Origin of the sequence: Flavobacterium chilense, from assembly GCF_001602525.1 — a bacterium.
In the GTDB taxonomy this organism is placed as follows: domain Bacteria; phylum Bacteroidota; class Bacteroidia; order Flavobacteriales; family Flavobacteriaceae; genus Flavobacterium; species Flavobacterium chilense.
This window is the reverse complement of record NZ_LSYT01000012.1, coordinates 1-13,767: the sequence shown is the minus strand read 5'-3', so window position 1 is coordinate 13,767 and position 13,767 is coordinate 1. Positions and strand designations below refer to the sequence as shown.

At 34.0% G+C, this 13,767-nt stretch carries 13 protein-coding genes and 1 tRNA gene; 7 read left to right on the top strand and 7 right to left on the bottom strand.

Annotated features, from left to right (window positions below):
* Nucleotides 1–149 precede the first annotated feature (149 nt).
* On the top strand, nt 150–422 hold the full coding sequence (locus A4F88_RS22560) for an HU family DNA-binding protein (protein WP_012022249.1): 273 nt from the start codon (nt 150–152) through the stop codon (nt 420–422).
* A gap of 128 nt (nt 423–550) precedes the next feature.
* Nucleotides 551–1,111 carry a YqgE/AlgH family protein gene (locus A4F88_RS22555; RefSeq protein ID WP_068845244.1) on the top strand — a complete coding sequence of 187 codons (561 nt, stop codon included), beginning with the start codon at nt 551–553 and terminating at the stop codon, nt 1,109–1,111.
* Here the strand turns inward: A4F88_RS22555 and A4F88_RS22550 are convergent.
* Together A4F88_RS22550 and A4F88_RS22545 are read right to left on the bottom strand one after the other, a co-directional pair.
* A complete protein-coding gene (locus A4F88_RS22550) occupies nt 1,108–1,947 on the bottom strand; it encodes an aminotransferase class IV (RefSeq protein WP_068845024.1) in 840 nt (279 codons plus the stop codon). The genes A4F88_RS22555 and A4F88_RS22550 overlap by 4 nt on opposite strands.
* 54 nt (nt 1,948–2,001) lie before the next feature.
* Nucleotides 2,002–2,394: an START-like domain-containing protein gene (locus tag A4F88_RS22545; protein WP_026984135.1), complete on the bottom strand. Its 393-nt coding sequence runs from the start codon at nt 2,392–2,394 to the stop codon at nt 2,002–2,004.
* Between the two features lie 154 nt (nt 2,395–2,548).
* On the opposite strand from A4F88_RS22545, the gene A4F88_RS22540 reads away from it, so the two are divergent.
* The 5 genes from A4F88_RS22540 to A4F88_RS22520 all read left to right on the top strand — a co-directional run bounded on the left by A4F88_RS22540 (nt 2,549) and on the right by A4F88_RS22520 (nt 6,681).
* Nucleotides 2,549–2,622, top strand: a tRNA-Met gene (locus tag A4F88_RS22540).
* 382 nt (nt 2,623–3,004) lie between these two features.
* Complete coding sequence (locus tag A4F88_RS22535; protein ID WP_068845023.1) at nt 3,005–3,262, top strand: hypothetical protein; 258 nt, start codon at nt 3,005–3,007, stop codon at nt 3,260–3,262.
* Nucleotides 3,263–3,343: 81 nt separating this feature from the next.
* Nucleotides 3,344–3,976: an SMI1/KNR4 family protein gene (locus A4F88_RS22530; protein WP_068845022.1), complete on the top strand. Its 633-nt coding sequence runs from the start codon at nt 3,344–3,346 to the stop codon at nt 3,974–3,976.
* A gap of 86 nt (nt 3,977–4,062) precedes the next feature.
* Nucleotides 4,063–4,827: a type I methionyl aminopeptidase gene (map, locus tag A4F88_RS22525; RefSeq protein WP_068845021.1), complete on the top strand. Its 765-nt coding sequence runs from the start codon at nt 4,063–4,065 to the stop codon at nt 4,825–4,827.
* Between the two features lie 387 nt (nt 4,828–5,214).
* Nucleotides 5,215–6,681 carry a glycoside hydrolase family 130 protein gene (locus A4F88_RS22520; RefSeq protein WP_068845020.1) on the top strand — a complete coding sequence of 489 codons (1,467 nt, stop codon included), beginning with the start codon at nt 5,215–5,217 and terminating at the stop codon, nt 6,679–6,681.
* Nucleotides 6,682–6,691: 10 nt separating this feature from the next.
* On the opposite strand, the gene A4F88_RS22515 is transcribed toward A4F88_RS22520, so the two are convergent.
* The 5 genes from A4F88_RS22515 to A4F88_RS22495 form a co-directional block, all read right to left on the bottom strand.
* Nucleotides 6,692–7,474, bottom strand: a complete 783-nt coding sequence (locus A4F88_RS22515; protein WP_068845019.1) for a TIGR03915 family putative DNA repair protein — start codon at nt 7,472–7,474, stop codon at nt 6,692–6,694.
* A 5-nt stretch (nt 7,475–7,479) separates the two neighbouring features.
* Nucleotides 7,480–8,739 (bottom strand): putative DNA modification/repair radical SAM protein, encoded by a 1,260-nt coding sequence (locus A4F88_RS22510; protein WP_068845018.1) that lies wholly within the window; start codon nt 8,737–8,739, stop codon nt 7,480–7,482.
* 289 nt (nt 8,740–9,028) lie between these two features.
* Nucleotides 9,029–10,969 (bottom strand): OmpA family protein, encoded by a 1,941-nt coding sequence (locus A4F88_RS22505; protein ID WP_068845017.1) that lies wholly within the window; start codon nt 10,967–10,969, stop codon nt 9,029–9,031.
* Nucleotides 10,970–10,971: 2 nt separating this feature from the next.
* Entirely contained in the window at nt 10,972–11,880 is a 909-nt protein-coding gene (locus A4F88_RS22500) for a PorP/SprF family type IX secretion system membrane protein (RefSeq protein ID WP_068845016.1), read from the bottom strand.
* A 60-nt stretch (nt 11,881–11,940) separates the two neighbouring features.
* The coding region (locus A4F88_RS22495; RefSeq protein WP_156062676.1) for a T9SS type B sorting domain-containing protein at nt 11,941–13,767 on the bottom strand (1,827 nt) is incomplete at its 5' end.

The following is a 13,767-nucleotide window of genomic DNA, read 5'->3' as shown; positions in this document are numbered from 1 at the left end:
TGATCGACCAACAACCTGCTTTATGAACAAAAAAAGCAAGTTATCAACAATTATTGCTAAATTTAAAGAAAACACTTGCAAGGAACGGATTTCCTACTAAATTTGTGTATTAACAATTTTTTTTAACCAACAATTAATAACTAATTATTATGAACAAATCAGAATTAATCGATGCTATCGCTGCTGATGCAGGAATCACAAAAGCTGCGGCAAAATTAGCTTTAGAGTCATTTTTAGGAAATGTAGGAACTACTTTGAAAAAAGGCGGAAGAATTTCATTAGTAGGTTTCGGATCTTGGTCAGTATCTGCGAGAGCTGCTAGAGACGGTAGAAATCCTCAAACAGGAAAAACTATCAAAATTGCTGCAAAAAATGTAGTAAAATTCAAAGCTGGTGCAGAATTAGAAGGTGCAGTAAACTAAGTAAGAAAGTTCTCTACACTAAATAATATAATTAAAACCCTCTTATGGAGGGTTTTTTTATGCGGTTTAACGATTTTTTTTGTGATTTTAAAAATTTTATGATTAAATTTAATAAAAATTGTAGCCGTATGATTTCAGAAAAATTAAAAAAAGGACACCTGCTTATTGCCGAGCCTTCAATAATTGGAGATTTATCTTTTAACAGATCGGTAATTTTATTAGCAGACCATAATAAGGAAGGATCAATAGGTTTTATCATTAATAAACCATTAAAATATACTATTAATGATTTAATACCTGAAATTGATGCCACTTTCAAGATATATAACGGAGGCCCGGTTGAACAGGACAATCTGTACTTTATTCATAATATCCCGGATTTAATCCCGAACAGCGTCGAGATTTCTAATGGGATTTATTGGGGAGGAGATTTTGAATCCACTAAGGACTTAATTAATGACGGATCGATCAATAAAAACAACATCCGTTTTTTCTTAGGCTATACTGGTTGGGACGAAAATCAGCTTGAAAGCGAAATGCAAGGCAACTCCTGGATTATTGCTGATAATAATTACAAAAATAAAATTATTGGTAAATCTACTACCCATTTTTGGAAAGAGCAGATTATTGAGCTTGGCGGAGATTATCTCATTTGGTCCAATGCACCAGAAAATCCATATCTGAATTAATTTTCAGATATGGACTCATTTAGCTTTTGTACCAATACCTGAGCCCAATTATTGGTAAACTCTTTTTTTCGATATTTAGTTATCGGCTGTATCCCTGTGATTACATTGGTCAAAAATAATTCGTCTGCTTTTTGAAGATCGAATGGAGAAATTATTTCTTCATAAACTTCTATGCCTTCCAGTTTTTTAGCTAAAGCTAAAATTTGTTTACGCATAATACCATTTAAACATCCTTCAGAAATTGGCGGTGTAATCATTTTTTTACCCACAATCATGAATAAATTACCCTGAAGTGCTTCTACCACATTTTTGGTGTCATTTACCAAAATGCAGTTTGCCAGACCATTTTCATGAGCAAAAATGCTTCCGGTTACATTGATCATCTTATTAGTTGTTTTAATAGACGATAATAACTGCTTTGTAACATAGAAGTCTTTATACAAATCGACTTCGTACTCAGCAGTATTTAAAACATAAGAAGTGTTTTCCAGTGATGTTGCGTGAATTAGAAAAGAAACGTCATTCGTTTTTGGCAAATACAAACCTCCATCGTTTCTAAAAACTGTGATTCGGGCTCTGGCTGAAGCCGAAATACCTTTTTGATCCACCAGATTTAAAACTTGCTCTTCAAAATATTCCATGGTAAAGTTCATCGGAATTTCCATTCGAACAACACGCATAGAAGCCATTAATCTAAAATAATGATCTTCTAGAAATAAGATTTTTTTATTTACTATTTTAAGCGTTTCAAAAACACCATCTCCATACAAAAAGGCACGGTTTTGAGTTAATATATTCTCTTCCTGTACCACTATATTTCCGTTAAAATTGATCATAAAAAAACCCTGAATTTTGTTCAGGGCAAATATAAGGCATAAAATAGAATTTTACTAAACTGATCCGATAAGATGTTTCAGATCTGAGATCTGATTCTCCCACAATTGTTTAGCTTCTCCTACTTCTTCTTTTTCTGCGAAATCGACTACCATCAACGACACATCTTTTGTCAATTCATCGACTAAAATATGCAGTTCGAAAAAATATTCAGTATCCTTACTGCTTTCGTCAACCCATTTAAATTTTACTTTTTCTCCTGTTTTTTTAGAAGCCAAACGCGCTTTTTCCTGCGAGTCATTCCAAATGAAAGTAAAAAATTCGCCTCTTGAGTTCACATTGTCTGCGAACCATTCTGACAAACCTGACGGTGTTGATATATATTGATATAATAATTGCGGCGAAGAATTTATGGGAAACTCGATTTCGTAACGTATTTTTGGATCCATGTGCTACTTTTAATTTTTTCGAAATATAAGAATATATGTTCAAAAACAATGCATTTTTAAAAAAATAATTTTTTCTTCATTTTATTCTTGTGAGCTTTAATAATATTTCTATCTTTGCACCCGCAATGAAGGAAACAATCCTACTAGCAGTCCAGGCGAGGTAGCTCAGTTGGTTAGAGCGCAGGATTCATAACCCTGAGGTCACGGGTTCAACTCCCGTCCTCGCTACAAAAGGCAAAACCCTTAAACAGAAATGTTTAAGGGTTTTTTATTTAAAATATATTCCTGATTTTGTGAGGAATCATAAAAAAAACAGACATATAACACTGATCATGAGATCAGCATACCACCAAACCAGAGACTTTTGAATCGTTTTATTCTCACCCAGAACACATTTTGGTTAGATCAAAATACGTTTTTAAAGCATAATATCATTATTAACAAATGTTTTTTACTACTGATCAATAATAGCATCTAATGAACATAATGTTTTGTATTAAAATTGATTCTCTTAAATTTGATACATGCTTTCTCCGGATATAAAAAAACATAAAATAATGGCGATAATCGCTTTAAAATAATATTTGCAACCTAAGTAATTTATAAACATATGGATATAGTCAAATTTAAAATCACGTCAAAAACGATAAAAGTAGAGGTACGTAATTCCAATAATTATGTTTTTAATTTTAATACCGCTTTAGAGATTGAAAAAGAAGACAGAGATGTTTTATTAAGACTGTATAATGCATTAGATCTTCTTTTTAAGAAAGAAACTGTTATTGAGAATAAAAACTATATCTCACCTAATCAAACCAATATTTTGGATCAGATTTCGGCTGTTGATAATTTAGAAGAGGAAAAATAAACGAATTTTCGATTAAATTAAGGGAGAAGAACGAGATTCTTCATAACCTTTGCCCTTATCTAATAAAATCAAAATGATCTCATGAGCAATAAACTAATTCATATGTTAATCGAAGCTTTTAAATCAAAGCTGGATATTTTTGATACTTTCATGAATAAGGGTGCAAATGAGAAAGAAATATTAGATCTGGAAAACTCAATTAGTCTGACTTTACCTGTTTCTTATATCGACTTGCTAAAAACCTATAATGGTGAAAAAAGATTGGGTATAATGGCGGGATTTGGATTTTTAAGCATCGAGGATGTAAAAATACAATGGGATTTTTTCAGAATATCATCTGGTCAGGGAGAACCCGAATCTATATATCAAAAAAATAAAATTAAAAATATACTTTATGCCGTAAAAAGGGTTCCGTTTGCTCATGACGGTTCAGGAAACTTTTTATGCATTGATTATGATCCTGCCAGCGAAGGAAAGAGCGGTCAGATTTTGTACCTGCCAGCAGGTGATCCTGAACCCATTTCAGTTATTGCAGATGATTTTGATACGTTTCTTGCTTTTTTAATTGATGCTATTCTTTCAGATAAATTAATGTTAATAGACGAACGGGATGAATGGGATGAAGAAGACTGGGAAAAGGCAGAAATTTATTTTGAGAATACCTGGAGAGATGACTGGACAGATATTGCCAATGAATATAATTTAAAAACATAAAGAATAAAGTCAAAATTAATCCGGGACACAAAACTTTAATCTAAGACTATTAAATATTTTTTTTAGATAAACAAAAAACAAATATCATGTCGATACAACACGAATCAGAATTAACAGGAATGAAAAAGGTAAGTCAGGCTGTGGCTTATACTCTGAAAGAAATGAGAAATTTTGCCCGACCAGGTATAACAACCAAGGAATTGGATGATTATGGCGGAAAAATTCTGAATGATTTAGGAGCAAAATCAGCTCCGTATCTGACTTATGGTTTTCCGGGGTGGACTTGTATCAGCGTGAATAACGAATTCTGTCACGGAATTCCATCTGATAAAAGAATCCTCAAAGAAGGTGATTTAATTAATATTGATGTTTCGGCAGAATTAGATGGTTTTTGGTCTGATAACGGAGGTTCTTTTGTTATTGGTGAAGATAAAAACGGACACCAAAAACTGGTTGATGCCTCTAAAGATATTCTGCAAAAAGCGATAGACAACATAAAAGGAGGAGTAAAAATTTCTGAGATAGGATATCTTATAGAAACAGAAGCTAGAAAAAGAGGTTATAAAGTAATCAAAAATTTAGGCGGACATGGTATTGGCAGAAGCTTACACGAACAGCCTGATGAATTACTCAACTATAAAAACCGATTTGACCAAAGACGTTTTAAGAAGGACTCTGTTGTGGCTATTGAAACTTTTATAGCAACATCTTCATCGCTTGCAGTAGAACTCAATGACGGCTGGACCATGGTGGGCAACAAAGGCGGTCATATGGCTCAACACGAACATACGATTGTGGTTACCAATGGTAAACCTATCATCCTGACAGAAATGAACGGGATCTGGAACTAACAAAAATTGATGAACTCATAGATAAATTCGAAACCCCTTAAACAAAATTGTTTAAGGGGTTTTTATTTGCAATTAGTCCTAAAGCATCTAATTTTAACTTTTATCTTGATTTGTTTGTCTCAATGAGACGACCTTTTTATTTGTTTTTGAATTCATTTTGAGTAAAAACAAATTCTATTCAGAAAGCTCTTCAAAGAATTTAATAAAGATTTAAGTTTTTTTTCGTTTACAAAATCACTAACTTGTTATAGAATTAGAAATAATTTACAGTAAAAATACTGTTTTAAACCAGTGTCTTCTACATTCTTTACAAGATAAATTATAGTTGAGGTATTTTACTAAGACATAAAAATGCACTCCTTTTATTGTAATTAAAAACAAAAAACTATGCGAGTATCTGTTATTCGAAAAAATATAAAATTCACCCCTGATTCCCGAAGAGTTGTTGCCCGATTTTTTATAAATGGCGACGAAAGAACCCAACAAATGGTAACTCGTATTATGATGCTGGATGAAAAACAGGTATTAGAAACCCTGGAACAAACCCTTCGTGAATTCGCCAGACGCCATAGAAATATTTCGGCTATATTTTTCAGACATTGCGAAAAAATCAGACCTGTAATAGAAGGAATGCAAATTGATTATGAGGCGATGTCACTTGATCGAAAAATGCTTATTGGTTCTTATTGCACAATGGAGTATGCTATAGAATCTGCTGCCATTTTTAATCCTTCTATTATTGAAGATTTTGATCAGTCAGGACTCGAAGCGGGCGAAAAAAGGGTCATAATTTCTTTTCGTGCAACGGGTGAAGGTCATATTTCATCTATTGTCTTTAGACGAGGAATTCTTGATAGAGACAATAATCTTCAGGTAATGAAAATTGGTCATAATATAGACAAAGCCGAGATTGAGCATAAAAGTCTGTACAATAAAGAACGTTTTTTGTTGAAATTATCCGAAATGCATACCCAGGATAAATATATTGCACAAATAATGCAGGATTTACCCAACGAATTTGAATTTGCCGTTTTAAAAAGTATGGTCAACACTGCTTTGAGCGATCCTTCGATTCGTCAGGAACGAAGAACGGCACTTGAAGAAATTATCTGGCTGGCTGATTCTTTTTATGATTTACAATTCAAACATGATTCTGACATTACTGAACGTGTTATATTCCCGATATCTGAATCTGAGAGCCGTGGTATCGAAGATGCCCGTTTTGTTCGTTTTGTAGATGATGATAATTCTACACGGGTAATGGCGACTTACACTGCTTACAATGGTCACGCCATATTGCCTAAACTTATTTCTACTGAGGATTTTTATACGTACAGAGTAATGCCTTTGCATGGTGTTGGTGCCCAAAATAAAAACCTGGCATTATTTCCTAGAAAAATAAAGGGTAAATATGCCATGCTTGCCCGAATCGACGGCGTAAATAATTACATCATGTATTCTGAAAGGGTTACACAATGGAACACTCCTATCCTTTTGCAGGAACCACGTTATACATGGGAATTCACTCAAATAGGAAATTGCGGTTCCCCTCTTTGGACTACCGAAGGATGGCTGGTAATTACTCATGGCGTGGGTACTATGAGACGTTATTGTATAGGGGCTTCATTATTTGATCTTGATGATCCGTCTAAAGAAATTGGAAGACTTAAAGAACCACTACTTTCGCCTCTGGAAGATGAAAGAGAAGGCTATGTTCCAAATGTGGTATATTCCTGTGGAGCCATTATTCATAACAATAGTCTTATTTTGCCTTATGCGGTATCTGATTATTCGTCTACTTATGCTGTAGTGGATATGGTGGAATTAATTGATGCTTTAAAGAAAAGCAGGTAGTAATCTCGTATTATCTTCTATTTTTCATATCCGGAATTTTTTCTGTCAAATGTTTCCAGTAGCGTTTTGGCATGTGCTGAAGATGAAGCCTGGTATTTTTTCTTGATTCAATATTGACATTTTTAAAGTAATGTCGCCAGAGGTTTTGAAAAAATTCTTCTTGTTGGTCGCTTATTTCTGCCAGATATTTTGAAGAAGCAGGATTGTTATCAAATTGCAATTCGACAGTTGAAATGTTTTCAAGATCATAATAAACGCCATATTTACGTTTTGCATCGTAAATCAGCCAGCGTTGATCTGCATAACGGTTTTTGAAATGTTTTTCTATAATAGGCAAAACATCGCAATCTGGTTCAATGATGGCATAATACAGCTGGTCTTTTGTTAATTTAAAACGAACAAATGCCTCCATTCGATGTGCCTCTTTTCCGGTAAGTCTGACTGCTTTTTTAAAATCCAGAACAGCGCTGTTTCCATAATCGTCTTCTACATTTTGTGCACTGGACAATACATATTGAACAAAACGAAACATGACTTCTTCGATTTGATTAATTTCAGATAAAAACGCATTATAAATACTTATAAACCCCTGTCTTGAAAGACGTTTTTTGAGTCCGTCTAAAACCCGTTGTACTTTTAGGTCATTTGTAATTACAATATGATGTGTAGAAAACAGCAAAGCAGCAGAAGCTTCTTTTTTGGCAAAAACAATATCCTTCAGTTTATACTCATAAATCTCAAACACTGCTGTAAGCCAGCCTTCGTAAGTACCATCATAAACTATTTGTGTCATTTTAATTAGAATAAAGCCAGTTGATTCGAGAAATCATTTTTGTATTTACTTTTTTGTGAATTCAAAATATGATCTTTGATTTGGATAGAGGTTAAATCTTTCTGAATTTGAAATGGTATTGCAAAAGCCAAAAAATATCTTGCCCGACTGTATGCAATTCCTAATTTTCGAAGATCTTCAGGTTGCAATTTCTTAAACTGTCTGGCTGCCACAATTTTTTTTGCACTCAAAAATCCGATTCCCGGAATGCGCTTAATCAATTCTAAATCGGCAGTATTAATATCGACAGGAAACTGATTCAGGTTTCGCAATGCCCAACCTAGTTTTGGGTCAATATCGAGATCCAGATTTGGCTGATCAAAACCTACAATTTCATTTACATTAAATCCGTAAAAACGAATTAACCAATCAGCCTGATACAAACGATTTTCCCGAATCATGGGTACCGGAGTTCCTATTGCCGGCAATCGATTATCATAACTTATGGGCACATATCCTGAATAATAAACCCTTCTCATATTCATTTGCTGATAAAAATAATTGGCCATGCCTAAAATTTCGAGATCATTTTCTTTTGTCGCCCCAATAACCATTTGGGTGCTTTGACCTGCCGGAGCAAAAAGAGGAGCTTTGTAGTTTAGCTTTTTTTCTTCTTTATAACCTACAATCTCATTTTTCAGGTATTCCATTGGCTTAATTACATCTTTGTGATTCTTTTCAGGCGCAAGCAATTTAAGACTTTGCTCGGTTGGCATTTCGACATTTACACTTAACCGATCAGCATACATCCCTGCTTCTTTCAACAATTCATCGCTTGCTCCCGGAATTGCTTTAAGATGAATATACCCATTAAAATTCTCTTCTAATCTTAACTTTTTGGCAATTCGAACCAAACGTTCCATCGTATAATCAGGATTATCAAAAATACCTGAACTTAAAAACAATCCTTCTATGTAATTTCTTCTGTAAAAGCCAATGGTAAGATCAACAACTTCCTGTACTGTAAAAGCTGCACGTTTTATATCATTACTTTTTCGGCTCACACAATAAGCACAGTCAAAGATACAATGATTGGTCAGTAAAATTTTCAGTAACGAAACGCAGCGTCCGTCTTCTGTATAGGCATGACAAATTCCGTAACCTGAAGAATCGCCCAGCCCTTTATTTTTATTTTCCCGCTTGCTTTGTCCGGATGAACATGAAACATCATACTTAGCTGCATCTGCCAAAATACCCAGCTTCTCCATCACTCTTTCATTCACCATTTTGTTCTCTTTTATTTGTTTTTGAAATGAAATTTATCACATCAAAACTACTCATTCGTCATAAAAAAGTACTGAATATCACTGTTCTAAATTGTATCATTTTTTTAGTAACGATCTGCCTTTTCTTTAATCAAAATATTATACTAAGAGTTAAAAAAGTGATCACGAGTAAAAACAAAACTGCCCCAAACAATTTAATAACTATTTGAGGCAGCTTGTCTGCTAATTCTTGTATTTTATCAAATCAAAAAAACCTGACTGATTTATCTTCTCCTGATAATAATTTAAATTATTTCATGGAAACAATTACAAATTCACTTCTTCTGTTTAATTGGTGTTCTTCTTCTGTACAATTTACATTATCAGAACATTTGTTTATCAATTGACTTTCGCCATATCCTCTGCCTGAAATTCTTTTAGCCGAAATTCCTTTTTTAACCAGCCAGTCAATTGTTGCTTTTGCTCTCTTGTTCGACAAAGTCATATTATACTGTTCTGTTTGTCTGCTATCTGTATGAGAACGAACATCTATTTTCATGTCCGGATATTGCTTCATAACAGCTACAATTTTCTCTAACTGAAAAGCGGCTTCTTTTCGAATAAATGACTGATCCAGATCAAAATAAATAATGGGTATATCTAAAGTTTTAGCTAAATCTGTCCCAACTCCAATTTCTTTAATTTGCTTTTCTAACCTGACATCTTTTTCAGATTTGTCATTTAATCCATTAATTGTAATTGGGCTTTCCTGAGTTTCATAATCTTTTTTTGTAGCTCTGACATGATAGGTTTTATCGCATTTTACGTCAAACGTATAAGTTCCGTCTGCACCTGAAACTGCTTCTGCTATCTGTTGAAATTTATCATCCAGTAAAATTATTTTTGCATCACCCAAAACTGCATTTGTCTGAGCATCTGATATAATACCTGATAATTTTTTCTCACAATCCAGTCTTTTTGTTTCTCTGAATTTATAAATATCATCATTGCCTTTTCCTCCTTCTTTGTTCGATGAGAAAAATCCACTTCTTGTGTTACTGTCAATTATAAAAGCGAAATCATCAAACTTGGTATTTACTGGTTCTCCAATATTTTGTACGGGACCAAAACTGGTATCTTCTTTTATTTTTGATACAAATATGTCTAATCCTCCCAATCCAGGGCGCCCGTCACTTGCAAAATAAAGTTCATTTTCTGCTGATATGAAAGGAAATGTTTCACGTCCTTCGGTATTAATTACAGCACCCAGATTTTCAGGTTTGCCAAATGTTCCATCTCCATTAATTACAACACTGTATAAATCAGATTGTCCTAAACTTCCCGGCATATCTGATGCAAAATATAGTTTCTTTTCGTCTACACTCAAAGCGGGATGCGCAATACTAAATTGATCACTGTTAAATGGCATTGCGGTAACATTAGTCCATTCATCGTTGACCAAATCGGCTTTATACAACTTCAGTAATGTAATTCTCTTGGAATCTTTTCCTTTTTTACCACGCAAAAAATTGTTTCTTGTAAAATACATCGTCTTTCCGTCTTTGGTAAAAACAGGTGTAGATTCATTGAATTTTGAGTTAATTTTTTTCTCTAACCGAACAGGATTTTCTAAAGTTCCATCTGATTTTAATTCTGCTGCAAATAAGTTTGTAAAAGATTTATTGGTCCATTTGAACATTTTTCTTTTTGCAACTCCTGTATCACGTGCCGAAGCAAATACTAATTTGTTATTAAAAACAGTACTTCCATAATCAGATTGGTTCGAATTAATTCCGGCATCTGATATATCAAATCTTCCTGAATTTGTTTTAATCTGCTCTAAATAGTTTTTATTATTTTCAAACAAAACACCCCTGGTATCTGTTTTAACTTTTGCATTAAAAGCTTCAAGCATCTTGTCTGATTTAGCATAGTCTCCTATAGATTTTAGTGCCTGAGCATATCTGTAATAATATTCAGGTTCTTGCTGACTGTTTAAAGAAAACAGCGCATCATACCATTTTACTGCTTTTGTTAGTTCTGCATTAAAATAATAGGCGTTTCCTAATCTCTGAAACATTTTTTCATCCTTAAAACCACTTTCAGCTACTTTTTCATAAATAGAAATAGCATCTACATAAGCATACTGATCATACTCTTTTTCCGCTTTATTTAAAACGGCTTTTTGAGCTATTCCATTAAAAGTAATGGAAAACAGGAAAGCTGTATATATTATTTTTTTTATTTTCATAATTAGAAGAATCTTGGTGAAGTTATTCGTCCATATTTATTTAAGAATTCAAAACGCAGAAATATCTCATGCGATCCTGAATTATAATTTACCAGTTTGGTTGTTTCACGATCGTATGCATAACCAATGTACAAACTGTCTGTTATCTGAAATCCTGCTAAAGCACTTATAGAAGCACTCCATCTGTAAGCAAGTCCAATTACAAATTTTTCATTAAACATAAAGTTTGCAGATGCATCAACCTGTAATGGTGAACCTTCGACCATTTTGGTTAAAATTGCCGGTTTGAATTTTATTGTTTCATATCGATCTAAATCGAATACATAACCTGCAATAAAGTAGTAGTTAATTCGGTCTTTGTAAATAGAAACTTCATTATCATCGTAACGATTGGTCTGAATAAAATTAGGTACCGATAAACCAACATAAGCTTTATCTGTATGCCAGTAAATACCAGCCCCGATATTGGGTGTGAATTTATTTTTAAAATCCTGAAATTGTGGATCTCCCTGATCTTCGGGCGTTAATTTTGTAGGATCTAATTTGAACAAATTTGCAGATCCTTTAATACCAAAAGAAAGTTTGGCTGTCGCCGATGTAGGGATCGAATACGAGAAATCTGCTGATAAATTATTCTCATTTGTGGGACCAATTTTATCGTTTACCAGCGAAACTCCAAGCCCTACATTGTTAGTAACCGGCGTATTTACTGAAAAACTACTGGTTTCCGGCGCACCATCTAATCCAACCCATTGTGTACGATACAAACCAAAAACACTCATAACGCCTCTTGAACCGGCATAAGCAGGATTTATATTAATGGTATTATACATGTATTGCGTAAACTGCGCATCTTGCTGAGCAAAACCTGCAACCGAACAAAACAATAAAACTAAAACTAATTTTCTCATTTATTTTATTTTTAAATAATGGCTTAGCTTTTCGCTAAGCCATTTTAATTCTACAGAATGTTATTTGGTTAGGTATAAATACCCCGCTTCCTGATGTGGATTAGACTGCTGATCTTTATATTTTATGATATAATAATAAGTCCCTTCCGGTAATCCGTTTGAGTCTTTAATCGTCACACGTCCTTCTGAAATACCTCTAAAAGCTATGTCATTATTATTGTAGTGATCTCTTTCGAATACCAAAACTCCCCAACGGTTATAAATCTGTACCGTATTATCCGGATAACATTCTAAACCTTGTATATAGAATCTTTCGTTCTTATTATCTCCGTTTACAGAAACGGCATTAAAGATTTTGATTACACAACCACTTAATTCTAAAATAGTTGGTTTATCTCCGTCCAAATTATCAGAATCTGATTTATCTGAAACTTTTATACCGCTTTTTGTCACTCCGGATACAGTTGCCTGATTACTAATACTTCCGAAATTTACATCTGCCTGAGTTAAAGTATAAATTCCTGTAATTGAATAACTGTCACTTTGACCAGCCGCCAAACTTATTGGCCCGCCACTCATAACAATTCCCGGTAAAGGATCAGAAACTTTAATATTCTGAAGATCGGTGTTTCCTGTATTTGTAATCGTAAAACTATAGGTTAAAGTTTCTCCTGCTTCTGCATATCCATTAGCATTCTTATCGTTTAATACCACTGTTTTTACAATTGCAATAGCAGGAACTTCTACAAAAATCTTAACTGTTGCAGTACTACAATTAGATGAATTTGCCAGTTCACATATTTGATATGTTACAGTATAATTTCCTCCTGCAGTTCCCGGCGCAACATCAATTGTTCCATCTGCATTTAAAGTCATTCCTTTTGGTACATCTAAACCTTTCAAAATAACATCTTCTGGTTTAACCGGAACACCGTTTAATTTATCATTATCTAAAACGTTAACTACTTCTAACGAACCATTAAGTCCGTCTGCAAGTGTTACATCGTCTTCATTTCCTGCCTGAATTCCAAATGTAGGCATGGCATTACAACCTGATATTACTGATGGATAATTAACCACAACAGATTTAGTAGGATTTAATGTAAACTGCATCGTAACAGCAGGTCTTGTTAATTCAAAACCATCGTTTCCTTGAATCCATTGTCCGTTTACTAATACCCATCCTGGCCAGTCTGTTGGTTTGTTATTTCCATCAACAGTTGCTCCAGGCCATAATACATTTCCGCTTAATGGCATATTGGTTTGAGTAGCGACAACATTATTTGCGCTATCTATCCAGTTAATTGTTAGTAATCCTGTTGGAACAAAATTATCTGCTACAACATTATACGAAACGTATGGTGTATTATTTGAACAATAACTACTTGCAGTTACGGTCATTGTTGGCGCCACAACTGTAACTGAAACTGTTGCAGGGCTACAATTTTGTGGATTTGCCTTTTCACAAATTTCGTATGTCAATGTATAAGTTCCGGCTGGTGCACTTGGAACTAATTCTACAGTACCATCAGGTTTTAAGGTCAATACTCCTTTTGGATCTGGTGTTATCACACTTAAATTAACATCTGAAAGTACTACCGGGTTATTGTTTAAAGTATCATTATCCAATACATTAATAACTTTTACAATTTTATCAACTCCTACAACAGAAGTTATAGGATCTGATACTGCATTCACAATTGATTTACCTACCGGAATGTTTACTAATGCCGGAGTAGAAACAGCTCCATTGTTATCTGTAACTGTAAAAGTAAAGGTATCGTTTCCTGAAAACGCGCCACTTGGATCATAGGTAAGATTCGCTGCCTGAGTCGGGGTTAAAACCTGTCCGGCTGTTACCGCAACGCCACCTAAAGCTAAAGTTCC